Here is a 26338-nt window from a genome sequence, read left to right on the forward strand (position 1 = left end):
ATGACTGATAAGGTGAAAGTCGCCATTATCGGGTCGGGCAATATCGGCACCGACCTGATGATCAAGGTGATGCGGCTGTCCAAGGTGCTCGAGATGGGCGCCATGGTCGGCGTCGACCCCAACTCCGACGGCCTGGCCCGCGCCGCCCGCATGGGCGTGCCGACCACGCACGAAGGCATCGATGGCTTGGTCAAGATGCCTGAGTTCGCGGACATCCAGATCATCTTCGACGCCACCTCGGCGGGCGCCCATAAGAAGCACGACGCGGTCGCGCGCCAATATGGCAAGCGCATGATCGACCTGACGCCGGCGGCCATCGGGCCCTACACGATCCCGGCGGTGAACGGCGAAGCCAACCTCGACGAGCCGAACGTGAACATGGTCACCTGCGGCGGCCAGGCGACGATCCCGATTGTGGCCGCGGTCAACCGCGTCTCGCCCGTGATCTTCGGCGAGATCGTTGCGTCGATTTCATCCAAGTCGGCGGGCCCGGGCACCCGGGCCAACATCGACGAGTTCACTGAGACCACATCGCTGGCCATTGAAAAGGTCGGCGGCGCGCGTCACGGCAAGGCGATCATCATCCTGAACCCCGCCGAGCCGCCGCTGATCATGCGCGACACCGTCTATTGCCTCTGCGGTCCGGAAGCGGATGAAGCGGCCATCGAGAAGTCGATCCTTGAGATGGTCGAGGAGGTGAAGACCTTCGTTCCAGGCTATCGCCTGAAGCAGAAGGTGCAGTTCGAGCGTTTCAGCGACAACGAGGGACTGTTCATTCCGGAGCTGGACGAAAGCTTCCCAGGCCTGAAGGTCTCGGTGTTCCTCGAAGTCGAGGGCGCCGCCCACTACCTGCCAGCCTACGCCGGCAACCTCGACATCATGACATCGGCCGCGTTGAAGACCGCTGAGCGGATCGTGACGCGCACTAAGGAGTTGGCGGCATGACCGTTCCCACTGGCAAGCTCTACATCCAGGACGTGACCCTGCGCGATGGCATGCACGCCATTCGCCACCAGTACAGCCTCGACCACGTTCGCACGATCGCCAAGGCCCTCGACGAGGCCAAGGTGGACGCCATCGAAGTCGCCCACGGCGACGGCCTGGCCGGCTCCTCGTTCAACTACGGCTTCGGCGCCCATACCGACTGGGAATGGATCGAGGCGGTGGCCGATGTTCTTGAGAACGCCGTCCTCACCACCCTGCTCCTGCCGGGCATCGGCACGGTGCACGACCTGAAGCACGCCTATCAACTGGGCGTCCGTTCGGTCCGCATCGCGACGCACTGCACCGAGGCCGACGTCGCCAAGCAGCACATCGAAGCCGCCCGCGGCCTCGGCATGGACGTCGCAGGCTTCCTGATGATGAGCCACATGAGCCCGCCGGAAGCGCTGGCCCAGCAGGCTCTGCTGATGGAAAGCTATGGCGCCCACTGCGTCTACGTCACCGACTCCGGTGGCGCGATGACCATGGACGACGTTTCCGCGCGCCTCGCCGCCTACGACAAGGTCCTGAAGCCTGAGACCCAGCGCGGCATCCACGCTCACCACAACCTGAGCCTGGGCGTCGCCAACTCCATCGCCGCCGTCCAAGGCGGCGCGGTGCGGGTCGATGCGTCGCTGGCCGGCATGGGGGCGGGCGCGGGCAACGCGCCGCTCGAAGTGTTCATCGCCGCCGCCGACGTCTACGGCTGGAACCATGGCACCGACCTCTTCAAGCTGATGGACGCCGCCGAGGAACTGGTGCGCCCGCTGCAGGACCGTCCGGTCCGGGTGGACCGCGAGACTCTCAGTCTCGGCTACGCCGGTGTCTACTCGAGCTTCCTGCGTCACGCCGAGCGCGCCGCGGAGCGCTACGGCCTCGACACCCGCACGATCCTCATCGAGCTGGGCCGTCGTCGCATGGTCGGCGGTCAGGAAGACATGATCGTCGACGTGGCGCTCGACATGCTAAAGAAGAACGAGACCGAAAGCGCCTAAACCGCGCTTTTCGGGCAGGATTTGCCGCCTGGGCCGGTTTGAGCCGGCCCAGGCGGCTTTTCTTTGCCCCAGCGTGTCGTCCGGTGACTTGCGCAGGCAAGCCGATTGGTGGAGAGCAAGTCCGCCGTCGACCTGCGTATTTCGGGCCGCGCCACTGACGTGAATTTTGACCAACCCAGGCCTGTCGGGGGCCGTGCTGGTTTAGAAACTGAGCGGACGCCAAGAGCCGCCGGTCGAGCCACGCCGATCTGACGGGCGCCTCAAGAACGGCTGCCTGCGATGACTGCTCACTTCCGCCGGATCATGGTCGCCAATCGCTCGGAGATCGCGATCCGCGTCTTTCGCGCCGCGACCGAACTGGGCATCACCACCGTCGCTGTCTACGCCGAGCAGGACAAGCTGTCCCTGCATCGCTTCAAGGCGGACGAGGCCTATGAGATCGGCCACGGCAAGGGCCCGATCGAAGCCTATCTGGCCATTGACGAGCTGATCGCGGTCGCCAAGGCCGCCAAGGTCGACGCCATCCATCCGGGCTATGGCTTCCTGTCGGAGAGCCCGGAGTTCGCCGAGGCCTGCGCCGCCGCCGGCATCGTCTTCATCGGCCCCTCGCCTCAGACTATGCGCGACCTTGGCAACAAGGTCTCGGCCCGCAACCTCGCCATCTCCTGCGGTGCGCCGGTGATGCCGGCCACCGCGCCGCTGCCGGACGATCCGGAGACCATCAAGAACCTGGCTGAGGAGATCGGCTATCCCGTGATGCTGAAGGCGTCGTGGGGCGGCGGTGGCCGTGGCATGCGGCCGATCGAGGACGCCAGCGCCCTGATCGCCACGGTAGAAAGCGCCAAGCGCGAGGCGCGTTCGGCCTTCGGCAAGGACGAGGTCTATTTCGAAAAGCTGGTCCGCCGCGCCCACCACATCGAGGTCCAGATCCTCGGCGACAGCCACGGCAACCTTGTCCACCTTTATGAGCGCGACTGCTCGGTCCAGCGTCGCCGCCAGAAGATCATCGAGCGTGCGCCGGCGCCGTACCTGCCGGTCGAGACCCGCGACGCCCTGTGCGAGGCGGCCCTGAAGATCTGCCGCGCCACCAACTACCGCGGCGCCGGCACCGTCGAGTTCCTGGTCGATCGCGACACGGGCGCCTTCTACTTCATCGAGGTCAATCCGCGCGTCCAGGTCGAGCACACGGTGACCGAGGTCGTCACCGGCCTCGACATCGTCAAGGCGCAGATCCGCATCGCCGAAGGCGGCCGCATCGGCGTGCCCGAAGAAACCGGCATCCCGACGCAGGACAAGATCCGTGTCGATGGCCACGCGCTGCAGTGCCGGATCACCACCGAGAACCCTGAGAACAACTTCATCCCGGACTATGGCCGGATCACCGCCTTCCGCGGCGCCTTCGGCTTCGGCATCCGCGTGGACGGCGGCACCGCCTATTCAGGGGCCGTGGTCACGCGGTTCTACGACCCGCTGCTGGAGAAAATCACCGCCTGGGCGCCGACGCCGGAAGAGACCATCGCCCGCATGGACCGGGCGCTGCGGGAGTATCGTATCCGGGGGGTGGCGACGAACCTGCCGTTCCTTGAGGAGCTGCTGAGCCACCCGAAGTTCAGGTCCGGGGACTACACCACGAGCTTCGTCGACGAGACACCGGAGTTGCTGCAGCTGCGCCGCCGCCGCGACCGGGCCACTCGTCTCCTCACCTACATCGCTGATGTCACCATCAACGGCCATCCGGAGACTCGCGACCGGCCCAAGCCCTCGCCCCGCGCGCGCGCGGCCGTGCCGCCGAAGTTCACGCCTTCGGTCGCGCCGAAGGCCGCGAAGCCGCTGCTGACCGAACTTGGCCCTAAGGGCTTCGCCGATTGGATGTTGGCCCAGACGCGGCCGCTGGTGACCGACACCACCATGCGCGACGCGCACCAGTCGCTGATCGCCACGCGCATGCGCACCCATGACATCGTCGCCGTCGCCGGCGCCTACAACGACGGCTTGCCCAACCTGCTGTCGCTGGAGTGCTGGGGCGGGGCGACCTTCGACGTCGCCATGCGCTTTCTGTCGGAAGACCCCTGGGACCGGCTGGCGAAGCTTCGCGAACGCACCCCGAACCTGCTGCTGCAAATGCTGCTGCGTGGCGCCAATGGCGTTGGCTACACCAACTATCCCGACAATGTGGTCCAGCACTTCATCCGCCAGGCCGCCGAGAACGGCGTCGACCTTTTCCGGATTTTCGACTGCTTCAACTGGGTCGAGAACATGCGCGTCGCCATCGACGCCGTGGTTGAAACCGGCGCGATCGCCGAGGGCGCCATCTGCTACACCGGCGATATCTTCGATCCCAGCCGGACGAAGTACAGCCTGGCCTACTACGTCGACATGGCCAAGCAGCTGGAAGCCGCCGGCTGCCACATCCTGGCGATCAAGGACATGGCGGGCCTTTTGAAGCCCAAGGCCGCGACGGCGCTGATCACAGCGCTGAAGCAGGAGGTCGGCCTGCCGATCCACCTGCACACCCACGACACCTCGGGCCTGTCGGCCGCGACGGTGCTGGCCGCGGTCGAGGCCGGCGTCGACGCCTTCGATGCGGCCATGGACCCGATGTCGGGCGCGACCGCCCAGCCCTGCCTTGGCTCTATCGTCGAGGCCCTGCGCCACAGCGACCGCGACACCGAACTATCGGGCGCTTCGATTCGCGGCATCGCCGACTATTGGGATGCGGTTCGCCCGCAGTACGCCGCCTTTGAAAGCGACCTGCGCTCGGGCGCCTCTGAAGTCTATCTCCACGAAATGCCCGGCGGCCAGTTCACCAACCTGCAGGAGCAGGCGCGCAGCCTGGGCCTCGACAATCGCTGGCCAGAGGTCGCCGTCGCCTATCGCCAGGCGAACGATCTCTTCGGCGACATCGTCAAGGTGACGCCCTCGTCCAAGGTCGTCGGCGACATGGCCCTGATGATGGTCAGCCAGGACCTGACGCCGGCCGACGTGCTCGACCCGGCGAAGGACATCGCCTTCCCGGTCTCGGTCGTCGAGATGCTGCGCGGCGACCTCGGCCAACCTCCCGGCGGCTGGCCCAAGGACCTGCAGAAGAAGGCGCTGAAGGGCGAGACGCCGATCACGGTTCGGCCCGGCGCGCTGCTGGCGCCGCTGGACCTGGAGACCGCCCGAGTCGAGGGCGCCAATCGCGCCGGCAGGGCGATCACCGAACGCGAGTTCGCCGCCTATCTGATGTACCCGCAGGTCTTCACCGCCTTCCGCTCGGCGCTTCGCAAATACGGCCCCGTTCAGGTGTTGCCGACGCCGGTCTTCTTCTACGGCATGACCGTCGGCCAGGAGCTTTCCATCGAGCTGGAGGCCGGCAAGACGCTGGTCGTCCGCCTGCAGGCGATCGGCGACATGGACGCTGAGGGCAATGTCCGGGTCTTCTTCGAGCTGAACGGTCAGCCCCGCACGATCAAGGTGCCGAACCGCGGCGCGGTGACCAAGACACCGACCCGCCGCAAGGCCGACGAGACCAATGACCGCCATGTGCCGGCGCCCATGCCGGGCATCATCTCGACGCTCGCCATCAAGGAAGGCCAGGAGATCGCCGCCGGCGACGTCCTGCTGACCATCGAGGCGATGAAGATGGAGGCCCAGATCTACGCCCCGAACGGCGGCGTGGTGAAAGCGATCCTCGTGCATCCCGGCGACGTCGTCGAGCCAAAGGACCTCTTGATCGAACTGGCTTGATCTGCGTCGAGCGCGGCCTTGCGTCTGACCAGCGCGGCGGTGAAGACTGAGGGGACAGCCCACGCGCGACGCGGCCGGCAGGAGAGCGATGATGGCGGCCCTACGGCAGCTTTTCCAAACCAGCGATGCGGACCACTTGCCGGTCCTGCGGGCGATGAGCGCGCATATGCGCGCGCAGCCCGGTTGCCTGCAGGCGGAGGATTTCCGCAGCATTGAGTTCGACGCTCACCTGACCCACCTCGAGCTCTGGGAAAGCCCCGCCGCCTGGGACGCCGCCTGGAGTTCGCTGCGCAGGTCAGACCTCGGGTCGGAGGCCGTCGCGGTCTGGCAAGCCGTCGAGGCGCCGTTTCAACTTGGTCACCCAGCCTCTCCGCGAGAGACCGGGCAGGATGGGCTCGAACTCTATCGCCATGCGCTATTCGACTTCGCCGATGGCGGCTGGGAGGCGATAGACCCGGCTGATCGGGCCAGTTCGATCCGCTGGCCGGCGTGGAGCGCCGTACGCATCGTCATTCAGGCCAAGAGCGACCCGACCGCCGACATTGGCCCGCGACTGAAAGGCGCCGCCGCGGCCAGGGCCGAGGTCGGCTGCCGCCAGTTCGAGCATTTCCGCAGCCTAGACCACGCCGAGAACACCGTGGTTATCGAGCTTTGGGCTGATCCGCAGATCTTCGATCTGCACTGGATGAACCGCCTGATAACGCGGCGGGCGTCAGGCGTTGGGCCGTTCAGCGCCGCAACCTTCGAGGCGTCGCGGTTCGAGTTCTACAACGCCTGCCGGTACATTCTCCGCGCAGGGGTTTTCACACCGGAGACGCCGGGGCTGCGGGCCGCCACCTTGGCCTACTAAGGTCGGCCGTCCCGAGCGCCGGCGCGCGCCTTGCGCTGCAGGGCGCAGCGACGGACACTCCTCTGAAGAAGAATGGGGAGGGAAGTCATGGCCGTCATACGTGTCGTCTTGCAGACCAACAGCGATAAGGATGTCGCCGTCCTCCAGGCGCTCAGCGCGCATATGCGCGACCAGCCGGGCTGTATCCAGGCGGAGGATCACCGGAGCATCGAATTCAACGACAACCTCCTGCATCTCGAGCGTTGGACAAGTCCGGCGGCCTGGGATGCGGCCTGGGCGTCGGTTCAGCGAACCGATCTTGGTCCCTCCGTGTCCCAGATCCTGGAGGCGTGCCAAGCGCCGCACCACAACGGCTTGGCGGAGAGCCCACGAGCCTACGGGACCAGCGGGTTGGAGTTCTACCGGCACAGTCGCTTCAGCGCTGAGCGCTCATTCTGGCAGGCGATCGACGAGGACGAGCGACCACTGTCGGTTCGTTGGCCGATCTGGAGCAAGATCCGCATCGTGATCCAGATGACCGCAGATACCGAGGCGGATATCTCACCGCGTCTGCAGAACGCGGCCAGAACCCGCGCCGAACGCGGGTGCGAGCATTTCGAGTTTTTTCGCAGCCTCGATTATCCGGAGAATATCGCGCTCATCGAGCTGTGGACCGACGCGGAAACCTACGACCTGCACTGGCTCGACCGCGTCCGCCAGCGCCGCGGCCCCCCGCCCTCGGCCGCGCCCTCGCCGATCGCCCGCCGTTACGGCGACACCGGCTTCGAGTTCTACAATCACACGCGCTACCAGCAGATCGCCGGCGTCTTCCAGCCGGAGCCGCTCGGTTGGCGCGGCTCCATGCTGATGATGTGAGTCCTTAGGCCAGGATCTGATGCCCTGGCCGGGTCTGTGCGCGCAGGTACTGCGGCGGCGCCTTCACAGTGGCGCCGAAGTGGGCGGCGGCATGCCAAGGCCAGTGCGGGTCGTAGAGCATGCCACGGCCGACGCTGACGAAGTCGGCGTCCCCGAGGGCCACGATGGATTCTGCCTGGTCGAAGTCGAGGATCATGCCGACCGCGCCCGTCTTGATGCCCGCCTGGTGGCGCAGCGCCCGGGCGAACGGCACCTGATAGCCTGGCGCGATGGTCATCTTCGCCTGGCCTGGCGCGGCCGAGCCGCCGCTCGAGCAGTCGATGGCGTCGCAGCCGATAGCCTTCAGCCGTTGGGCGAAGACGAGGCTGTCGTCCAGCGTCCAGCCGCCCTCGACCCAGTCCGTCGAGGAGATACGGATCATCACTGGACCGTCAAAGGCCTGGCGGACCGCGTCGAACACCTCCAGCGGGAAGCGCATGCGGCCTTCGATGTCGCCGCCGTACTCATCATTGCGATGATTGGAGATTGGCGAAAGGAAGCTGTGCAGCAGATATCCATGGGCGCCATGCAACTGGATGGCGTCGATGCCGATGCGCTTGGCCCGCTGGGCGGCAAGGACGAACGCGTCGCGCACACGGGTCATCCCATCGCGGTCCAAAGCGTGCGGCGGGTGATGGTCCGGCGTGAAGGCGAGGCTGGAGGGAGCGACGGTCTGCCAGCCATTGGCGTGCGCTGCGGGGATCTGCGCCCCGCCCAGCCACGGCAGGTCAGACGAGGCCTTGCGGCCGGCGTGGGCCAGTTGGATTGCGATCGGCATCTGAGACCAGCGGCGGATCTCCTCGAGCGTCCGGCCCAGCGCCGCCTCATTGGCGTCGGAATAGAGACCAAGGTCCCCATAGGTGATGCGGCCTTCCGCCTCGACCGCGGTCGCTTCGATGGTCAGCATGCCGGCGCCGGAGAGCGCGAGTTGGCCCAGATGGATCATATGCCAACTCGTGGCCGATCCGTCCTCGGCCGAGTACTGGCACATCGGCGGAATGACGATGCGATTGGCAAGGGTCAGGTCGCCGATGGTCAACGGCGTGAAAAGGGCGGCCATAGGTTTAGCGCTCCAGTTGGCTGACGTCGCGGACTGCGCCGCGCGCCGCATTGGTGGTCATGGCGGCGTAGGCGCGCAGCGCGGGCGAGACCTTACGGTCGCGATGGACGGCGGGCTTCCAGGCGGCGGCGCCTTTGGCCTCCATGGCTGCGCGCCGCTCGGCGAAGACCGCGTCCGACACCTCGACGCTGATGATGCGGTTTGGGATGTCGATCAGGATAGGGTCGCCCGTCTCCACAAGGGCGATCAGGCCACCCTCCGCCGCCTCAGGCGAAACGTGGCCGATAGAGAGGCCGGAGGTCCCACCGGAGAAGCGTCCGTCGGTGACCAGGGCGCAGGCCTTTCCCAGGCCCTTCGATTTCAGATAGCTCGTCGGATAGAGCATCTCCTGCATGCCCGGCCCGCCCTTGGGGCCTTCGTAGCGGATCAGCACGACATCGCCTTCGACGACCTCGCCGGTCAGGATGCCGGCGACGGCGGCGTCCTGACTTTCATAGACCCGGGCCTGACCGTTGAAGAGCAGGTTCGAGTCGTCGACCCCCGCGGTCTTCACGATGCAGCCTTCCGGGGCGAGGTTGCCGTAGAGCACCGCCAGGCCGCCATCCTTGGAGAAGGGCGTCTCGACAGAACGGATGACGCCGCCCACGCGGTCGGTGTCCAGCTCTTCCCAGCGCGAGGCCTGGCTGAAGGCGACCTGGGTCGGCACGCCGCCGGGCGCGGCGCGGAAGAATTGACGCACTTCCTCGCTGTTGGTCCGGCTGATGTCCCAGCGGGCCAGCGCGTCCGCCATGGTCGCCGCATGGACCGTGGGTAGGGTGGTGTCGATGAGGCCGCCCCGCTCAAGCTGCCCCAGGATCGACATGACGCCCCCGGCGCGGTGGACGTCCTCCATGTGGACGTCGTTCTTGGCCGGGGCGACCTTGCATAGGCAGGGCACCTGGCGCGACAGCCGGTCGATGTCCGACATGGCGAAGTCGACGCCGCCCTCCTGGGCCGCGGCCAACAGGTGCAGAACCGTGTTGGTCGAGCCGCCCATGGCGATGTCCAGGCTCATGGCGTTCTCGAAGGCCTCGCGCGTTGCGATGCCGCGCGGCGTGGCGCTGACGTCGTCCTGCTCGTACCAGCGATGCGCCAGGTCGACGATCAAATGGCCGGCTTCCTTGAACAGGCGCTCGCGGTCGGCGTGGGTGGCGAGCGTCGAACCATTGCCCGGCAGCGACAGACCGAGCGCCTCGGTCAGGCAGTTCATCGAATTGGCGGTGAACATGCCCGAGCAGGAGCCGCAGGTCGGGCAGGCCGAACGCTCGATCGAGGCGACCTCAGCGTCGGAATAGCTGTCGTCCGCGGCGACGATCATCGCGTCGATCAGGTCAACCTTGCGCACGGCGCCCTTCACCAGGACCTTGCCGGCCTCCATAGGCCCGCCGGAGACAAAGACGACCGGGATGTTGATCCGCATGGCCGCCATCAGCATCCCCGGCGTGATCTTGTCGCAGTTGGAGATGCAGACCATGGCGTCGGCGCAGTGGGCGTTGACCATGTATTCGACGCTGTCGGCGATCAGTTCGCGGCTGGGCAGGGAATAGAGCATCCCGTCGTGGCCCATGGCGATGCCGTCGTCGACGGCGATGGTGTTGAACTCCTTGGCCACGCCCCCGGCCGCTTCGATCTCGCGAGCGACCAGTTGGCCCAGATCCTTCAGGTGGACGTGACCCGGCACGAACTGGGTGAAGCTGTTGACCACCGCAATGATGGGTTTGCCGAAATCGGAGTCCTTCATGCCGGTGGCGCGCCAGAGGCCACGGGCGCCGGCCATGTTGCGGCCGTGGGTGGTCGTGCGGGAGCGATAGGCAGGCATGGTCTTGGTCTCCGGAAGGCTTCGGTTGCTACCGCGCTTCAGCCGACGAGAGAAATATATTATTGAGGGTTGATTAGGTCGCTGAAGATATATCTCCATGGACGTTCGCCAACTCCGCCATTTCGTAGCGGTCGCTGACACGCTGCATTTCGGCCGCGCCGCACAGACGCTCGGCATGACTCAGCCGCCGCTAAGCCAATCGATCCAAGCGCTTGAGCGCGAGTTGGGCGCGGACCTCTTCGCCCGCACCCGCCGCAGCGTGGCGCTCACGGCCTTTGGCGCAGACTGGCTTCCGCAGGTGCGCGCCGCTCTGGAGGCCGTCGAGCGGCTGCCCGACGGCGCGCGACGCCTGCGCGACGGCGAAGCGGGTCGGCTCGACCTGTCCTTCGTCTCGACCGCCGATTACAGCGTCCTGCCCGATCTCGTGCGCCGTTACGCCGCCCTTTACCCGGAGGTCGAAATCGCGCTGACGGAGGCCACCAGCGACGTGCAGATCGCGGCGCTCACCCGCGGCGAGGGGATGGCTGGTGTGATCATCCCCCCTGCCGGCGGTCCGCCCGCCACCCTCGACTATCGTCGCTTGCTGGTCGAACCGCTTGTCGCCGCAGCGCCCGAGGTCTGGATTGAAGACGGACGCTTGCCCGCCGCAGAAGGACGTCTGCCGGTCGCGTCCATGCTGGCGGCGCCCTTGATTATTTTTCCCTGGCGCAGCGCGCCGGGCTTCCACGACCTGGTCACGGGCTACTACGCCGCGCATGGGGCGCAGGTGCGGATCGCGCAGGAGGCGATCCAGATGCAGACGATCATCGCCCTGGTCTCCGCCGGCATGGGCGTCGCCTTCGTCCCGGCCTCGATGCGCAATCTGGCGCGCGCGGGCGTCGTTTACCTGCCGTTGGAAGGCCAGGCTCCGATGCTGGAGACCGGGCTGGTCTCGCGCAGGGCGGACACGACCCCTACGCTGCGACGGTTCCTCGAACTGGCCTCGGCGCCAGGGTGACCTTCAGGGACGACACCAGGCAGAAGGCGATGAACATCACGAACGCCCCGCTGATGAAGCAGCCGGCGATCGCGTGGCGGTACGCCTCCGACACCTGGGCGTGAACCTCAGGCGGCAGATCGCCGAGACGGGTGGCGCCGCCCTCCATGATTGCCTGCACATCGACAACGCCGGACAGATGCGACAGACCCGACTTCAGGCGCATGCCGATCAGGCCGCCCGACACGGCCACGCCGCTCACAGCGCCTAGCGAGCGGATGAACGCCAGGCTGGCGGTGGCTACGCCCATGGACTCCCGCGGCGCGGCGTTCTGGACGACGACGGTGGCGTTCGGCATGGCGACGCCCATTCCCAGTCCCAACACGCCTAGAGCGCCGAGAAACGTCCAGGCCGGCGCGCCGGCGTTGGCGAATAGGCCGATGCCAGCGAGGCCCACGACCTCCAGGAGGACGCCGCCGACCAGGAACGGCTTGATCTTGCCGAAGCGGGAGGTGAGCTGGCCGCCGATCACCGAGCTAATCAACATCATGCCGATCTGCGGCAACAGCATCAGGCCGGTGGCCGCCGGCTGCATGCCCAACACCAGCTGGAAGTAGAGGGGCAGGAAGGTCACGGCGCCCATCATCGCAAAGCCCATGCAGCCGGTGGCGAAGACGCCGATGGCGAAGCTCCGGATCTTAAACAGCGACAACTGGATGATCGGCTCACGGGCGCGGGCTTCCTGGCGCAGGAACAGGGCGCCGCCAACGATGGCCGTCGCCGCCAGCGCCAGCGCCTGGGGCGATCTCCAGGGAATGGTCGAACCCGCGAGGCTGAACAGCAGCAGGGCCGAAGTCGCGGTGATCGCCAGCAACACGGCGCCGGCGACATCGATCACGTGGGACACCTGGGCCCCGACGCGCTTGGGCACGCCGGCCATGATCAGCGCCAGCGCCAGCAGGCCCAGCGGCAGGTTGACGTAAAACACCCAGCGCCAGGATAGAGCCTGAGTCAGACCGCCGCCGATCAGGGGCCCGGAGACGCTGGCCACCGCCATGGCGCCGGTGAAGAGCCCCTGGTAGCGGCCGCGTTCGCGTGGGCTGACCATGTCGGCGATCACGGTCTGGGACAGGACCATGAGGCCGCCGGCGCCCAAGCCTTGGAGGGCGCGGAAGCCGATGAGTTGGGGCATCGTCTGGGCCAGGCCGCAGAGCATTGAGCCGGCCAGGAACACCAGAATGCTGATGCCGAACAGCCGGCGGCGGCCGAACATGTCGCTGAACTTGCCGTAGAGCGGCGTCACGACCGTCGAGACGAGCATGAAGGCTGTGACCACCCACGACAGGTGGTTAAGGCCGCCCAGGTCGGCCGCCATGCGGGGCAGGGCCGTGTTGACGATGCTTTGGTCCAGCGCCGCTAGCACCATCGCCAGGATCAACCCCGCCAGGACGGTCCGGAGTTTGGCGGGCGTGGGTGTGGGCGCGTCGGCGATAGACATGCAATAGGTCTCTTAAGATATATCTTAGAATAGAACTGTCGCCGCGGCGGTCAAGCGATGGCCTGGTTGATCGCAGCAAAAAGGGCGGCTCTTTCGAGCCGCCCTTCCGCTGAGGTGCTAGCTAGGTTTGGCTAAGGCTTAGCCGCCCCACGCCTTTTCCTTGGAGCCGGTCACCGGCGCGCCGACCGAGCCAGCGCCGCCCGAGGGCGTCACGCCGTTGGCTTGCAGGAAGCCGTCGATCAGGGCGTTGAAGGCTTCGGCGTGTTCGATCTGAGCCCAGTGGCCGCACTTGTTGAAGATGTGCAGCGCCGAGTTCTCGACAAGGCTGACCAGACGCATGGAGCCTTCCATCGGCACGACGCGGTCGTCGCGGCCATGGACGAACAGCGACGGGCCCTTGTAGGCGGCCAGACGCGCTTGCAGTTCGTGCGTCGGCATGCCGGGGGCGAACTTCGGGCCGAAGCTCTTCAGCCAGTTGTCGAGGTTGGCCTGGCTCTTCAGCGCGTTGTCCGAACGCATCTTGCACAGTTCGTCAGTCACGAAGGCCGAGTCATAGACCATGATCGAAACCAGGCGGCGGAAGTTCTCCGGCGTCGGGTTCTTGTAGGTTTCGACGATAATGCGGATGCCTTCAGTCAGGCCGCCCGGCACGAAGATGTTCGGCGAAGGCGAGAAGCCGGCGCCCATGGTGATCATGTGCGACAGGCGTTCCGGATAGGAGGCGCAGAACTGCAGGGTGGCGGCGCCGCCCATCGAGTTGCCGACCAGGGCCGCCTTTTCGAGGCCGAGTTCGTCCATCAGCAGCTTCACCGCTTCCGCGTTGATCATAAAACGGTTTTCGAAAGTGCCGTCGACGATGTCCGAACCGCCCCAGCCCGGGCTGTCCAGGGCGATCATGCGGTACTTGCCCGACAGGCCTTCGACGTTGCGGCTGAAGTTCGACCAGCCGGTCGCGCCCGGACCCGTGCCGTGCAGCATGATCACCGGATAACCTTCGCCGGCTTCGTTGTAGTGCAGCTTCCAGCGCTTCGTCTGGATGTCCTTGCCCGTGGATTGTTCAGTCAACGCCATGACGGCCTCCCTTTGAAATGTCGTGGATCGCTCCAGCGGATCCGAGGTTCGGTCCCTAGGCGTCCACCTTATCTTCTCGTGTCCCGGCGGCTCCCCGAGGCTGACTTCGACCGCTGGACTTGTCCGCGCGCGAAAGTCGTGGAGACACGAGCCATCGCAGTAGCGTCAGACCAGCCGCCCGCGCAAGTGAGATTCACTCTTATTGAGCGGCGTCGTCAGGCGAGCCGGACTGAAAGCCGTCTGTCGTGCGTCAGTCTATTCGCCGCAGTGATGAATACCTATTGGCCAGGCCGCTGATGGGCCCGCACGCGCAGGCCTTCGATCATGATGTCCAGCCCGTAGGCGAAGGCGGCGCGGCGCGAAGGTCCGCCTAGCCGCAGCTGGTGGATCGAGCCGATGACGAAGCCGACGAGCGATTGCAGCGCCTTGGCCGCATCCTCGCCGAGCACGGTTTCTAGCGCCGCAAGGTCATTGGCGCGACGTTCAAGCCTCGCCGGGGCAGCCGCGTAGAGCAGATCCACGATGCAGGGGTGGCGTTCGGCCTGGCTGTAGAAGGCGACCATGACGTGGCGGATGCCGTCTAGCGGGTGCAGGGACGGATCGGGGTCGCTGATCTGGCTGAACAGCATGTCGCCGGCCGCGGTGATCAGAGAGTCCTTGTTCGGAAAGTAACCATAGAGCGACATCGCCTGCACGGACAGCGTCGCGCCCAGGCGGCGCATCGACAGGGCGGCAAGGCCCTCCTGATCCATCATCTCGACCGCCGCCGCGACAATGCGCTCGTGCGAGAGCGGCGTACGTGTCGCGCGCGCCGCAGAGTCCGCCACAGCGGTCGCGGCAGGGGTCTTGGCCATCGAATCCTCATGCACCTGCGCCGAACCCAGGCGCTCACGATGAAGTGACCCCGCCGGTTGTGGCCGTCAATAGCTGGCCACGATGCAGATGCGGCCTGCCGCCTGCCCGCGACAATTTTTTACGGCGGCGACTGTTTTTTGCCAGACTCCGTAGCATCCGCCGCCCTGCGCGGCTTGCCGGATTCCGATCCGTGTTCTGTTCGGCCAAGCTCTACTTCTGTCCGTGAAAAGACTTCCTCTTGTCCAGTGTCGAGCACCTCTGAATCCCGGGGGGACGGACGTTTCGGATCTGTGTGCATGTGACCTCTCTCACAGCCAACGCGCGTGAGGGCCGGAGGTTCGGACCGCGATCGTCCGTGGGCTCAAAGGTGCGGTCAAATGGCCCATTTTTGAAGATTTCTTCAATTCGACGATGATATAAAATATCTTTTAGATACTGATGTTTGGCGAAAAAAAATGAGTTAAATACGAGATTTTTGGCCCAAATTGCGTCTTTCTCGCCACAGTCGAGCAGCTTCGACCTTACGCCGTATGGAAAACTGATTGACGCTGTAAGTCAGCTCGCTGAGACCCGCCCCACTTCAAAGGCCGTCGGATAAGCGGCGGCCGAGTCCAGGGGGATACAAACCAGTGAACAGGAAGACTCCATTGCGACCTACAGTCTTGGCAGGCGCTAGTCTGTTGACCTTGGCGATAACGCTCGGCGCTCCCACTTTCGCCGCTGCGCAAACCGCTGAGGAAGCCGCTCCGGCGGAAGCCGAACTCGAAAGCGTCGTTGTCACCGCCTCGCGGATCGTCCGTGACGGCTATGAAGCGCCGACGCCCACCACCGTGGTCGGTGTCGCCGAACTGCAGAAGCAGTCGGTCCCGAACATCGCCAACTATGTGAACATGCTGCCCCAACTCGGCTCGGGCGCCGGCGCCTCCCCGCGCACGACGAACTTCGCCGCCGGCAACCTGGGCGGCGTGAACGCCTTCAATATGCGCAACCTGACGACGGTGCGCACCCTCACCCTGCTCGACGGGCACCGTGTCGTCGGCGCCAATCTCGCGCAGATCGTCGACACCAACCTGCTGCCGACCAACCTGGTCAGCCGGGTCGATGTGGTGACCGGCGGCGCCTCGGCGGCCTGGGGCTCCGACGCCGTCGCCGGCGTCGTCAACTTCGTCCTCGACAAGACCTTCACCGGCGTCAAGGGTCAGATGAGCGGCGGCCAGTCCTGGAAGCAGGATGGCACGAACCTCAACGCCGACCTGGCGGCGGGCTTCCGCTTTGCCGAAGGTCGCGGCCATGTGCTGCTGTCGGGTCGGGTCGAAACCGAGCAGGGCATCACCGGCAACGGCTCGCGCGACTGGTTCACCGGCTATAAAGCCGTGCCGAACAAGCGCCGCACCGCCACCAACGGCCAGCCGGGCTTCATCGCCTACAACAACGCCGGCCTGCTGCAAGCGACGACCGGCGGCGTGATCGTTTCCGGTCCGCTGGCGGGCGTGCAGTTCGGCCCCGGCGGTTCGGTTCTTCCCTATCGCCCGGGCACTGAAGGCTCCGGCCTGATTGGTTGGGGCGGCGACGTCGAGGATATCGCTGATGACTTCGCCATAACCCCGGACACCCGCAACGCCTCGCTCTTCGGTCGTGTCAGCTACGACCTGACCGACGACGTCAATATGTACCTGGAGGTCAGCAAGGGCTGGTCCTACGGTATGAACCTCACCTCGCCGTTCATTCGTCACGGCGACATGCTGATCAGTGCTGACAACCCGTTTATTCCTGCGGGCCTGAACCTGCGCGGTGAAACTCAGTTCCGCATTGGCCGGGTGATGAACGAAGAGGGCCTGGGCCTGCTGCGTGTCAAGAACACGCGCAACCAGACGCGCGGCCTACTGGGCCTGGAAGGCAAGACCGACTGGTTCGACTCTTCCTTCAAGTGGAACGCCTACTACCAGCACGGCGAGACCCACCAGTACCAGGAGTTCTCGCACAACACGATCCTGGGCAACTTCAACCGTGCGATCGACGTGGTCCGTAACCCTGCGGTCGGCGGCGTCGCCGGCGTGGCCGTCGGCGCCCCGGTCTGCCGCTCGACGATCACCAATCCGACCAATCGTTGCCAGCCGTTCAATGTGTTCGGCGCAGGCTCGCCGTCGCAGGCCGCGATCGATTACGTGACGGAGATCAACTCCTTCCAGGACGTCTATATCAAGCAGGACGTGGCCCAGGCCGGCTTCCAATTCGAGCCGTTCTCACTGCCTGCCGGCGCAGTGTCCCTGGCGGCGGGCGCGGAGTATCGCCGCGAAAGCTATTACAACACCGTCGATGCGTTGGATGCGGCCACGCCGCTGGGTCAGGCGGCCTTCTGGTTCGGCAATTTCCGGGCCGGCCGCGGCGTCTACAACGTCAAGGAAGCCTTCGCCGAAGTCATCGTTCCGGTCCTGAAGGACGTGAGCTTCGTCAAGTCGCTGGATTTGAACGGCGCGCTTCGTGTGACGGACTATTCGACCAGCGGCCGGGTTGAAACCTGGAAGGTCGGCGGCACCTGGGACGTCAATGACGACCTGCGCTTCCGCGGCACCCGTTCGCGCGACATCCGTGCGCCGAACCTCAACGACCTGTTCCTCGCCGGCGCCGGCGCCGGCATCGGCGTCCTCGTCCCGGGCACCAACACTCAGGTCTATGCGCTGAGCCAGGCCAGCGGAAATCCGACGCTCACGCCGGAAATCGCTGACACCACGGCGTTCGGCGTCGTCTATCGACCGAGCTGGCTGTCGGGGTTCTCCGTCTCGGCCGACCGCTACACGATCAAGATCAACGATGCGATCATTACCCAGACGCCGCAACAGGTGGTCAACTTCTGCTACGGCGTTGGCGGGGCCCCGGATCCGGCCGCCTGCCGCCTGATCATCCTCAACCCCAATCCGACGTCGCCGGGTCTCGCCGGTCAGCTGACCGACGCGATCATCAACAACGGCGGCGCCAACATCGCCGAGCAGCAGGTCGCGGGCTGGGACTTTGAGATCGGCTACCGCAAGACCCTGGCCGACTTCAACGAGTCGCTGCCGGGCTCTATCGATCTGCGCGCGGTGGGGTCGTACCTGACCAAGTTCACCCTGACGTCGCTGGGCACGACCCAGAACCTTCGCGGCATGGTCTTCCCGGGCGTCATGCCCGTGGCGGGCGGCCCGAAGTGGCGCTGGCTGGTGACGGGCAGCTACGCTTTGGGGCCGAGCACCACGACGTTGACCGTGCGCTACATCGGCAAGGCGGTCGTGAACAACGAGCCCTTGGGCGCCCAGTTCTCGGTCCTGCAGAACGACATCCGCTCGCAGGCCTACCTGGACATCAACCAATCGTGGAACCTCAAGGTCCGGGGCGTGGAATCGACGATCTTCGCCAAAATCGAAAACGTGTTTGACGCCGATCCGCCGAAGGTGGCTTCGACCCAGGGCACCGCCTACGCCGCTTCTGGCTCGACCGGTGAATATTATGATCTGATCGGCCGCTACTGGCGGGTCGGGATCCGCTTTAAGTACTAGGTTGAATTTAAAGTTGGGCGCGGGGTTCAAAACCCGCTCCCAGCGAACGCGTTTTTTGACGGAAACGACATTAGTGTGTTGTTTTGGTTACGTATTCTAGTAAGCGGACTCTGGAAGTCATGCGGCCGCTTGACGGTGCGCGCTAAACTCCCTCATCCCCGCCCCACCGCATATCAGCGGAAATAGAGGGCGCGTCGCCGCACACTGGCGGCCGCCACATGGGGAGGTTAGAGGCAATGCTACCTACGTCCAAATTGCGACCTGTCGCCCTTGCCGGCGCAAGTCTCCTGACCCTCGCGATCACGCTCGGCGCTCCCACCTTCGCCGCTGCGCAAACCGCTGAGGAAGCCGCTCCGGCGGAAGCCGAACTTGAAAGCGTCGTCGTCACCGCCTCGCGGATCGTCCGTGATGGTTATGAAGCGCCGACGCCCACGACCGTGGTCGGCGTCGCCGAACTGCAGAAGCAGTCGGCTCCGAACATCGCCAACGTCATCAACCAACTGCCGCAACTCGGCGGCGGCGGCGGCACCGCCACCCGTAGCGTCAACTTCGCTTCGGGCGTGAACGGCGGCGTGAACGCCTTCAACATGCGCAACCTGACGGCCGTGCGCACCCTGACCCTGCTTGATGGTCACCGCGTCGTCGGCGCCAGCCTGCAGCAGATCACCGACGTCAACTCCCTGCCGACCAATCTGGTTAGCCGCGTCGACATCGTGACCGGCGGCGCCTCGGCCGCCTGGGGTTCGGACGCCGTCGCCGGCGTCGTCAACTTCGTGCTCGACAAGACCTTCACCGGCGTGAAGGGCCAGGCCAGCTACGGTCAGTCCTATCGCGGCGACGGCGCCAACATCAACGGCGACCTGGCCTTCGGCACGTCGTTCATGGGCGGCCGCGGCCACCTGCTGCTATCCGGTCGTTACGAGAAGGAAGACGGCATCTTCTCGAACGCCAGCCGCGATTGGTACATCGGCTACAAGGCCGTGCCGAACACCGCGCGCACGGCGACCAACGGCCAGCCGGGCTTCATCGCCTATGACAATGCGGGTCTGCGTCTCGCCACCTCAGGCGGCGTGATCACCAGTGGTCCGCTGGCCGGCACGCAGTTCGGCCCCGGCGGCACGGTGCTGCCCTATCGCCCGTCCACGGCCGGTTCGGGCCTGATCGGTGTTGGCGGCGACGTCGAAGACATCGGCGGCCAGTACGCCATCACGCCAAACATCAAGAACGGCTCGCTGTTTGGCCGCGTCAGCTTCGACCTGACGGACGACATCAACACCTACGTCGAGCTGTCGAAGGGCTGGGCTTCGGGCTTCAACCTGACGTCGCACTACATCCGTCACGGCGACATCGTCATCCGTTCGGATAACCCCTTCATTCCGAGTGCGCTCAACCTGAACGGCGCGACGTCGTTCAACATGGGTCGCGTGCAGAACGAAGAAGAGCTTGGCCCGCTCCACATCATCAACAAGCGCAACATTACGCGCATGCTGATGGGCGTTGACGGCAAGACCGACTGGTTCAACGACTCCTTCAAATGGAACGCCTACTACCAACGCGGTAAGACCCACCTGTTCACGCGAAACGCGCACAACGCGATCCTGGCCAACTTCGCCCGCGCCGTGGACGTGGTTCGCAACCCGGCGACGGGCGGCGTGCCAGGAATCTCCGTCGGCGCCCCCGTCTGCCGTTCTACCATCACCGATCCGACCAACCGCTGCCAGCCGTTCAACGTCTTCGGCCAGGGCTCGCCATCGGCGCAGTCCATCGCCTATGTGACCGAGAGCGACTCTTACATGGACCTGTACGTCAAACAGGATGTCGCCCAAGCCGGCTTCCAGTTCGAGCCCTTCTCGCTTCCGGCCGGACCGGTCTCCATCGCCGCGGGCGCAGAGTGGCGCAAGGAACGCTATACGAACGAGGTCGATCCGCTCGACGCCGCAAACCCCAGCACCGTCTTCTGGTTCGCAGCCAAGTGTTCATCAACACCCTGAGCTCTGGCAACCCGAACCTCACTCCGGAAATCGCCAAAACGACGGCCTTCGGGGTTGTCTACCGCCCCTCCTGGCTGCCGGGCTTCTCCGCGTCGGCCGACCGCTACAAAATCGACATTCGCGACGCGATCATCGCCCTCAACGCCCAGTCGATCATTAACAACTGCTATGGCGTCGGCGTGCCCGCGATCCCTGCCGCCTGCACCGCGATTTCCCTCAACCCGAGTCCAGCGCAGCCGGGCCTCGCCGGCCAGCTTGCCCAGGCGGTCATCCGCACAGGCGGGGCGAACATCGCCGCCCAGTCGACAGCTGGCTGGGACTTCGAGTTCGGCTATCGCCGCGATCTCTCCGAATTTCGCGACAGTTGGGTCGGCGCCATCGACTTGAGAGCCGTCGGCACGATGCAGACGAAGTTCACCTACACCGCCAACGGTGTGACGCAGAACTTCAACAATATGGTATGGCCCGGCATCCTCCCGGTCGCCGGTGGGCCCAAGTGGCGATGGCTGTTCACGGGCACCTACACCCTGGGCCCCAGCGCCACGACGCTGACGGTTCGCACGGTCGGCCGCGCGGTCATCAACAACGAGCCGCGCAACAGCTCGCTGGCGGTTCTGCAGAACTCGGTCACGCCAAGGCAGTACCTGGACTTCAACACCTCCTGGAACCTGGATGTCATGGGCGCGGAATCGCAGATCTTCTTCAAGGTGGAGAACGTCTTCGACACCGATCCGCCCCGTGTCGCCTCAACCGCCGGCACGGCCTACGCCTCCAACGGGACCGAGGGCGGCTACTACGATCTGATCGGCCGCTACTTCCGTTTGGGCTTCCGCTTCAAGTACTAGCCCAAGCAACGCAATTCGCGCCTCGCCCGGCGGGCCCTTGCGGTCCGCCGGGCGAATGCGTTTGCGAGTCCCCGCAATTGCTTGACATGACAATCCGCACCGCTAAGGTGGCGGCCTAAGCTCGCCAAAAGAGCTCAAGTCTCGATAACGGGACATCGAACGTCGGGGAGAGACGCACCTATGCTGAAACTGGCCCTCGCCACCTCGAACGCGCCGGCGCTCTACCGCCCACGCTCGGCTTGGCAGACCGTCTATGACGCCTGGACCAATCCAGAGGTCCCGCCGCCCAACGAGCTGGAGGGCGAAACCGACGAGGTCGTCGACGGCTATATCGAGCGGATTAAGGCGGCCCAGAAGACGATGCGCGACAAGCTGGTCGCCGCGAAGCCCGACGTCATCCTGATGATCGGCTACGACGACGGCGTGGCGTTCAGCAACGTCCAGGTGCCGCAGTTCTGCACCTTCGTCGGCGAGGACCTGACCGGTTCGGCCTCCATCCCGGAACTCGGCGAAAAGCCGGAAGACAACCGGGTGACCCTCAAGAACGACACCGACTTCGCCTGGGAGCTCCAGCGCTCGCTGGTCGATGAGGAGATCGACGTCAACTATATGGGCGTGCAAAACCCCATGGGTAAGCCGGAGTGGGGGACGAGCTCGGCCTTCACCCTGCCGGCGGCCAATCTGCTGGCCGGCCTCGATATCCCGGTCACGCCTTTCTTTATCAATTGCACGCTCGAGCCGACGCTTCCGGGCCGTCGTATTTACGCCTTCGGCCAGAAACTCGGTAAGGTCTTGGCGGGCATGGATCAGAACGTCGCCATTCTGGCGGTCGGCGGCCTCAGCCATGATCCTCGCGGCGCCCGCGCCGGCTGGATCGATGATCGTCTCGATCGCTGGGTGCTGAATTGCTTCAAGAAAGGCGACACCCAGCGCCTGAAGACTCTGTTTGATCTGGACTCCGACACGCTTTCGGGCGGCACTGGTCAGATCCGCACCTGGCTCGCTGCGGCCGCCGCGGCGGAGAGCCAGGGCGGCAAGGCTGCGATTATCGACTATATTCCGGCGCTCCGGGCCATGACTGGCCTTGGTTTCGCCGCTTGGGATTTCGCTTAACGACTTTTCACCACGGACGCGGCGTCACGCGCCCGCAATCTTTGATCTAAAGGAGACAAAGATGCCTGTTGGATTGGGAATCGGCGTTTCACACGCGCCGGGCATGTACCTGAAGACCCAGGAAGAATGGGACAACCTGTGGGAACGGCTTTCGACGGGCCGCGGGATCCCGCAACCGGGCTACGTCGCCCGCGAGACTGGCGAAAAGCTGCAGGAGATGATCGCCCGCATCCAAGCCGGTCACGACGCGCTCAAGAAGGCCTACGACGAGTATGATCCGGAGATCCTGATTATCATCGGCGGCGACCAGAGCGAAGTGTTCGACCGCTCAAACGTGCCTCAGCTGATGATGTTCATGGCCGAAAGCGGCCAAGGTCGCGCGCCCGGCCAGCCCATGGCTCAGCCCGGCGTGCCGGACAAGTTCCCGCCGATCAAGTTCGACATTGACGTCGAGTTCTCCAAGAACCTGCTGAACAAGCTCGTGAAGCAGAAGGACTTCGACGTCGCCTTCTCGACGGAGCTGAAGCCGCTCGGCCGCGCCCATGGCCTGCCGCACGCCTTCAACAACCCGGCGTCCTACATCTTGGACGACAACCACCGGACGCCGACGGTGATCTTCTACCAGAACACCTACGATCCGCCCTCGCTCAGCGCCAAGCGCTGCTATGACCTCGGCGTGGCGATCGCCGAGATCTGCAAGAACGATCCGCGGCGCATCGCCATCCTGGGCTCGGGCGGCCTGGCTCATGATCCGGGCGGCAAGCGTTCGGGTTGGCTCGACCAGCCCCTGGACAAGTGGTTCCTCGAGCAGATCGCCAACGGCGACGGCCGCAAGACCGAAGCGCTGTTCTCCTTTGACTCCGACACCATGGTCGCCGGCACGGGTGAAATCCGCGCCTGGATCACGGTGGCGGGTGCGATGGAGACCATGGGCGCCAAGGCCAACGTCGTCGACTATGTGGAAGCCGCCAAGACCGTCACCGGCCTGGGCTTCGCCTACTGGCTGGCTGAAGAGCCGCAAAGCCAACTGCTCGCCGCCGAATAGGCCTTGAGCTCTGGAATGACGACTGCGCCGCCGGCTCGCAAGGGCCGGCGGCGTTTTCGTGTCCTAGGCCGCCCCCCGCCAATCTGCGCCGGCGGCGGCGAAGAGATCCACGAAATCCGAGAGCTTGCGCGCACGCGCCTCGGCGAGCGCTCTGGCCGCGCGACTTTCGCGGCGGTGCGCATCCACAAGCTGCAGCAGCGAGCCGCCCCCCAGGCGGTAGGCCGCGTCGGCATTGTGGACATCGGCGGCCGCCGTTTGCGCCACCCGTTCAAGGGCGATGATGTGATCCGCGTCGGTCGCCAGCGCCGCCAGGGCGTCGGCGACCTGGACAAAGGCCCGTAAGACGGTCGCCTGGTAACGCGCGGCGGAAATGCGCGCATCAGCCTCGGCCGCTTGGCGCCGTGCGCGCAGCGCCCCGCCGTGGAAGAGGGGCGCCGTTGCGCCGGCCAAGACATTCCAGCCGCTGGCGTCGTAGCCAAAGAGCTCCGACGGCTTGAGCGCGCTCTGGGTGAAGTTCGCCGACAGCCGCAGGTTTGGATAGAGATCGGCCGTTGCAACCCCCACTGCGGCGGTCGCCGCATGCAGATCGGCTTCCGCCGCCAGAATGTCCGGGCGTGTCCGGACGAGCGCCGAGGGCAGGGCCACGGGAACCTCTGCGGGCGAAGCGAAGCCATCGAGGTCGAAATCCGGTGCGGTCCAGTCAGCGGGCGAGCGGCCGACCAGGAGCGCCAGCTGGTGACGTGCGGCCTCATATTCGCGGCGGATCGGCGGCAACAGGGCCTGGTCTTCAGCCAACTGCGCCTGGGCGCTGTTGACGGCGGCGGGCGCCTCGCCTCCCGCATCCTTGGCGCGACGCACCATCTCGGCGGTTCGCATGTCGGCTTCGATAACGGCCTCCAGCGCCGCCATCTGGCCGCGCAATCCGGCGATCAGCATCGCCTGCCGCGCGACATTGGCCGTGAGGCTCAGGTAGGCCGCGTCAGCTTGACGACCCGCTGCGTTGAGCCGGGCCTGCGCCTGTTCTTCCCGGCGCCGGGCGCCGCCGAACAGATCGAGATCGTAACTGACGGTCGCGCCCACGGAGAACAGGCTGATGGTCGGGTTCGGGAAGTCGAAGCCGAAGGCGCGCGTATTGATCCGCTCTCGTTGGCCGCTGGCGTCAGCGTCGACCTGCGGCTGGCGGTCGCCGCGCACGGCGCGCGCATCGGCCTGGTAGCGCTCCAGCGTCGCCTGGGCTTCGGCAAGGTTCGGGCTGCCTTGCAGAGCGACAGCGATCGTCCGGTCGAGCGCAGGCGAGGCGAAGGTCCGCCACCAAGGCCCGGCTTGTCGGATCGCCGGGTCGAGGCGAACCCCCGACGGCGTCGGATCTCCCGCCATGGCGAAGCCATCCGCCGCGGCGCCGGTCGGCCCAGCCGGCGCGTTGAAGTCGGGACCGACGGTCGTGCAGCCGGCCAGCAGCACCCCGGCGACAGCGGCCGTCGAGGCCAGGCGCAACCTATTCAACCTCGGCATGGGCCGGGACTCCCTCGCCGCGCCGAGGCGGGCGCATGAACATGAGCAGGGGCATGCAGACGACGGCCATCCAGAACATCAGGGTGAAGGCGTCGATGTAGGCGACCATGGTCGCCTGGCGGGTGAGTTCACCGTTCAGCGCCATCAGACCCTCGACGCTCTCCAGGTTGAAGAGCGGGGCGAGGCCAGAGCGCATCACAGGGTCGGTCGGGATCACCTTGCCCGCCAGGGCCTCGTGCATCGCCTGGGTGTTGGAGACCACCAGGGCCTGCATGATCGATATGCCGATCGCCGAACCCAAGTTGCGGATCAGTGTGTAGACCGCAGAGCCTTCGGAGCGGATGGACGCCGGGATGGTGGCGAAGGCGAGCGCCGATAGCGGCACGAAGACAAGGCCTGTGCCCAAGCCCTGGATCAATCCGGAGACGAGGAACGGGGTCTCGGTCATCGACAGGTCGAAGCGTTGCATCTGCCACAGCGCCACGGCGTTGCAGGCGATGCCGATGAAAACCAGGATCCGTGTATCGACCCGGCCGATCAGTCGGCCGACGATGAACATCGACAGGAGCGAGCCGATCCCGCGTGGCATGCTGACAATGCCGGAGGTCAGCACCGGATAGCCCATCAACACCTGCATGAGCGGCGGCAGCAGGGCCATGGTGGTGAAGAGCAGGATGCCGACGAAGAAATTGAACACCGTCGCCGTGACGAAATTGCCGTCGCGCGCAAGTCTTCGGTCAAAAAATGGATGCTGCGCGGTGATGGTGTGGGCGACGAACACCCACAGGCCGATGGCCGCCAGGACAGCCTCCACCCAGACTTCGGGCGAGGAGAACCAGTCCTCGCCGGGGCCGCGATCCAGCATCAATTGGAAGGCGCCGATGAACAGGGTCAGCATGCCGAAGCCCAGGAAATCGAAGGCCCGGCCCGGCGTGGGCTTGTCGGCGCGGATAAAGAACATCACGCCGAGGAGCGCGAGAATGCCCACCGGGAGGTTGATATAGAAACACCATCGCCAGGACAGGTTCTCGGTCAGATAGCCGCCCAGCGCCGGCCCGAGGATCGGGCCAAGCACGGCGCCCGCCGCCCAGGTCGCCATGGCCTGGCCGTGCCGTTCCGGCGGGTTGATGTCGAGGAGGACCGACTGCGACAGCGGCACCAGGGCCGCGCCGAACACGCCCTGCAACAGGCGGAACATGACCAGTTCCGGCAGGCTGGTCGCCAGACCGCACAGCATCGAGGCTACGACGAAGCCGGCGATCGACAGCTGGAACAGCCGCTTTCGGCCGAAGCGCCCCGACAACCAGCCGGTGAGCGGCGTCATGATCGCGGCCGCCACGATATAGGAGGTCAGCACCCAGCCGATCTGCTCCGGCGCCGCCGAGACACTGCCCTGGATGTGGGGCAAGGCGACATTGGCGATGGTCGAGTCCAGTGAGCTCATCACCGTCGCTAACATGATGGAAACGGTGATCGGCCCGCGGTTGGCCGCGTCGCGTGGGTCTATGACGTGGCCGTCTGACACCGCCGGC

Annotated in this window: 18 protein-coding genes; 11 read left to right on the forward strand and 7 right to left on the reverse strand. The window is 65.6% G+C overall.

The annotated features are described in order from the left end of the window. The 5 genes from BN1313_RS05145 (at position 1) to BN1313_RS05165 (ending at position 7410) form a co-directional block, all read left to right on the forward strand. The gene (locus tag BN1313_RS05145; protein WP_091737359.1) at positions 1-945 is read left to right on the forward strand and encodes an acetaldehyde dehydrogenase (acetylating); all 945 of its coding nucleotides are present in this window, start codon (positions 1-3) and stop codon (positions 943-945) included. Continuing rightward, positions 942-1976, forward strand: a complete 1035-nt coding sequence (gene dmpG / locus BN1313_RS05150) for a 4-hydroxy-2-oxovalerate aldolase (protein ID WP_091737362.1) — start codon at positions 942-944, stop codon at positions 1974-1976. The genes BN1313_RS05145 and dmpG overlap by 4 nt, the downstream gene beginning before the upstream one ends. A 279-nt stretch (positions 1977-2255) precedes the next feature. Further along, positions 2256-5705, forward strand: coding sequence for a pyruvate carboxylase (locus BN1313_RS05155; protein ID WP_091737365.1), 3450 nt, complete (start codon positions 2256-2258; stop codon positions 5703-5705). Between the two features lie 91 nt (positions 5706-5796). Further along, on the forward strand, positions 5797-6555 hold the full coding sequence (locus BN1313_RS05160) for an antibiotic biosynthesis monooxygenase (RefSeq protein ID WP_141653071.1): 759 nt from the start codon (positions 5797-5799) through the stop codon (positions 6553-6555). A gap of 87 nt (positions 6556-6642) precedes the next feature. Continuing rightward, the gene (locus tag BN1313_RS05165; RefSeq protein WP_176695896.1) at positions 6643-7410 is read left to right on the forward strand and encodes a putative quinol monooxygenase; all 768 of its coding nucleotides are present in this window, start codon (positions 6643-6645) and stop codon (positions 7408-7410) included. Positions 7411-7414: 4 nt separating this feature from the next. On the opposite strand, the gene BN1313_RS05170 is transcribed toward BN1313_RS05165, so the two are convergent. Both BN1313_RS05170 and ilvD read right to left on the reverse strand, forming a co-directional pair. After that, complete coding sequence (locus tag BN1313_RS05170; protein WP_091737374.1) at positions 7415-8509, reverse strand: NADH:flavin oxidoreductase/NADH oxidase; 1095 nt, start codon at positions 8507-8509, stop codon at positions 7415-7417. A 4-nt stretch (positions 8510-8513) separates the two neighbouring features. Continuing rightward, on the reverse strand, positions 8514-10367 hold the full coding sequence (gene ilvD / locus BN1313_RS05175) for a dihydroxy-acid dehydratase (protein ID WP_091737378.1): 1854 nt from the start codon (positions 10365-10367) through the stop codon (positions 8514-8516). A 97-nt stretch (positions 10368-10464) separates the two neighbouring features. On the opposite strand from ilvD, the gene BN1313_RS05180 reads away from it, so the two are divergent. After that, entirely contained in the window at positions 10465-11364 is a 900-nt protein-coding gene (locus BN1313_RS05180) for a LysR family transcriptional regulator (RefSeq protein ID WP_091737381.1), read from the forward strand. On the opposite strand, the gene BN1313_RS05185 is transcribed toward BN1313_RS05180, so the two are convergent. The 3 genes from BN1313_RS05185 to BN1313_RS05195 form a co-directional block, all read right to left on the reverse strand. Next, positions 11321-12841, reverse strand: coding sequence for an MDR family MFS transporter (locus BN1313_RS05185; RefSeq protein ID WP_091737384.1), 1521 nt, complete (start codon positions 12839-12841; stop codon positions 11321-11323). The two genes, BN1313_RS05180 and BN1313_RS05185, sit on opposite strands and share 44 nt — an antisense overlap. Before the next feature lie 138 nt (positions 12842-12979). After that, positions 12980-13912, reverse strand: coding sequence for an alpha/beta fold hydrolase (locus BN1313_RS05190; protein ID WP_091737387.1), 933 nt, complete (start codon positions 13910-13912; stop codon positions 12980-12982). Positions 13913-14190: 278 nt separating this feature from the next. Further along, the gene (locus BN1313_RS05195; RefSeq protein WP_091737390.1) at positions 14191-14766 is read right to left on the reverse strand and encodes a TetR/AcrR family transcriptional regulator; all 576 of its coding nucleotides are present in this window, start codon (positions 14764-14766) and stop codon (positions 14191-14193) included. Positions 14767-15447: 681 nt separating this feature from the next. On the opposite strand from BN1313_RS05195, the gene BN1313_RS05200 reads away from it, so the two are divergent. The 5 genes from BN1313_RS05200 (at position 15448) to BN1313_RS05220 (ending at position 23294) form a co-directional block, all read left to right on the forward strand. Beyond that, positions 15448-18300, forward strand: a complete 2853-nt coding sequence (locus tag BN1313_RS05200) for a TonB-dependent receptor domain-containing protein (protein ID WP_141653072.1) — start codon at positions 15448-15450, stop codon at positions 18298-18300. Positions 18301-18536: 236 nt separating this feature from the next. Beyond that, positions 18537-20291, forward strand: coding sequence for a TonB-dependent receptor plug domain-containing protein (locus BN1313_RS05205; protein ID WP_176695897.1), 1755 nt, complete (start codon positions 18537-18539; stop codon positions 20289-20291). Then, the gene (locus BN1313_RS05210) at positions 20273-21136 is read left to right on the forward strand and encodes a TonB-dependent receptor domain-containing protein (RefSeq protein WP_176695898.1); all 864 of its coding nucleotides are present in this window, start codon (positions 20273-20275) and stop codon (positions 21134-21136) included. Before BN1313_RS05205 ends, BN1313_RS05210 begins: the two co-directional genes overlap by 19 nt. Positions 21137-21316: 180 nt before the next feature. Beyond that, positions 21317-22249 carry a DODA-type extradiol aromatic ring-opening family dioxygenase gene (locus BN1313_RS05215; protein WP_091737403.1) on the forward strand — a complete coding sequence of 311 codons (933 nt, stop codon included), beginning with the start codon at positions 21317-21319 and terminating at the stop codon, positions 22247-22249. A gap of 61 nt (positions 22250-22310) precedes the next feature. Beyond that, entirely contained in the window at positions 22311-23294 is a 984-nt protein-coding gene (locus BN1313_RS05220; protein ID WP_091737406.1) for a DODA-type extradiol aromatic ring-opening family dioxygenase, read from the forward strand. 63 nt (positions 23295-23357) lie between these two features. Here BN1313_RS05220 and BN1313_RS05225 read toward each other — a convergent pair whose 3' ends face one another. Together BN1313_RS05225 and BN1313_RS05230 are read right to left on the reverse strand one after the other, a co-directional pair. Further along, on the reverse strand, positions 23358-24806 hold the full coding sequence (locus tag BN1313_RS05225) for an efflux transporter outer membrane subunit (protein ID WP_091737409.1): 1449 nt from the start codon (positions 24804-24806) through the stop codon (positions 23358-23360). Then, a complete protein-coding gene (locus BN1313_RS05230) occupies positions 24790-26331 on the reverse strand; it encodes a DHA2 family efflux MFS transporter permease subunit (protein WP_281176469.1) in 1542 nt (513 codons plus the stop codon). The genes BN1313_RS05225 and BN1313_RS05230 overlap by 17 nt, the downstream gene beginning before the upstream one ends. Positions 26332-26338 lie beyond the last annotated feature (7 nt).

The organism is Phenylobacterium immobile (ATCC 35973), assembly GCF_001375595.1.
Lineage (GTDB): Bacteria > Pseudomonadota > Alphaproteobacteria > Caulobacterales > Caulobacteraceae > Phenylobacterium > Phenylobacterium immobile.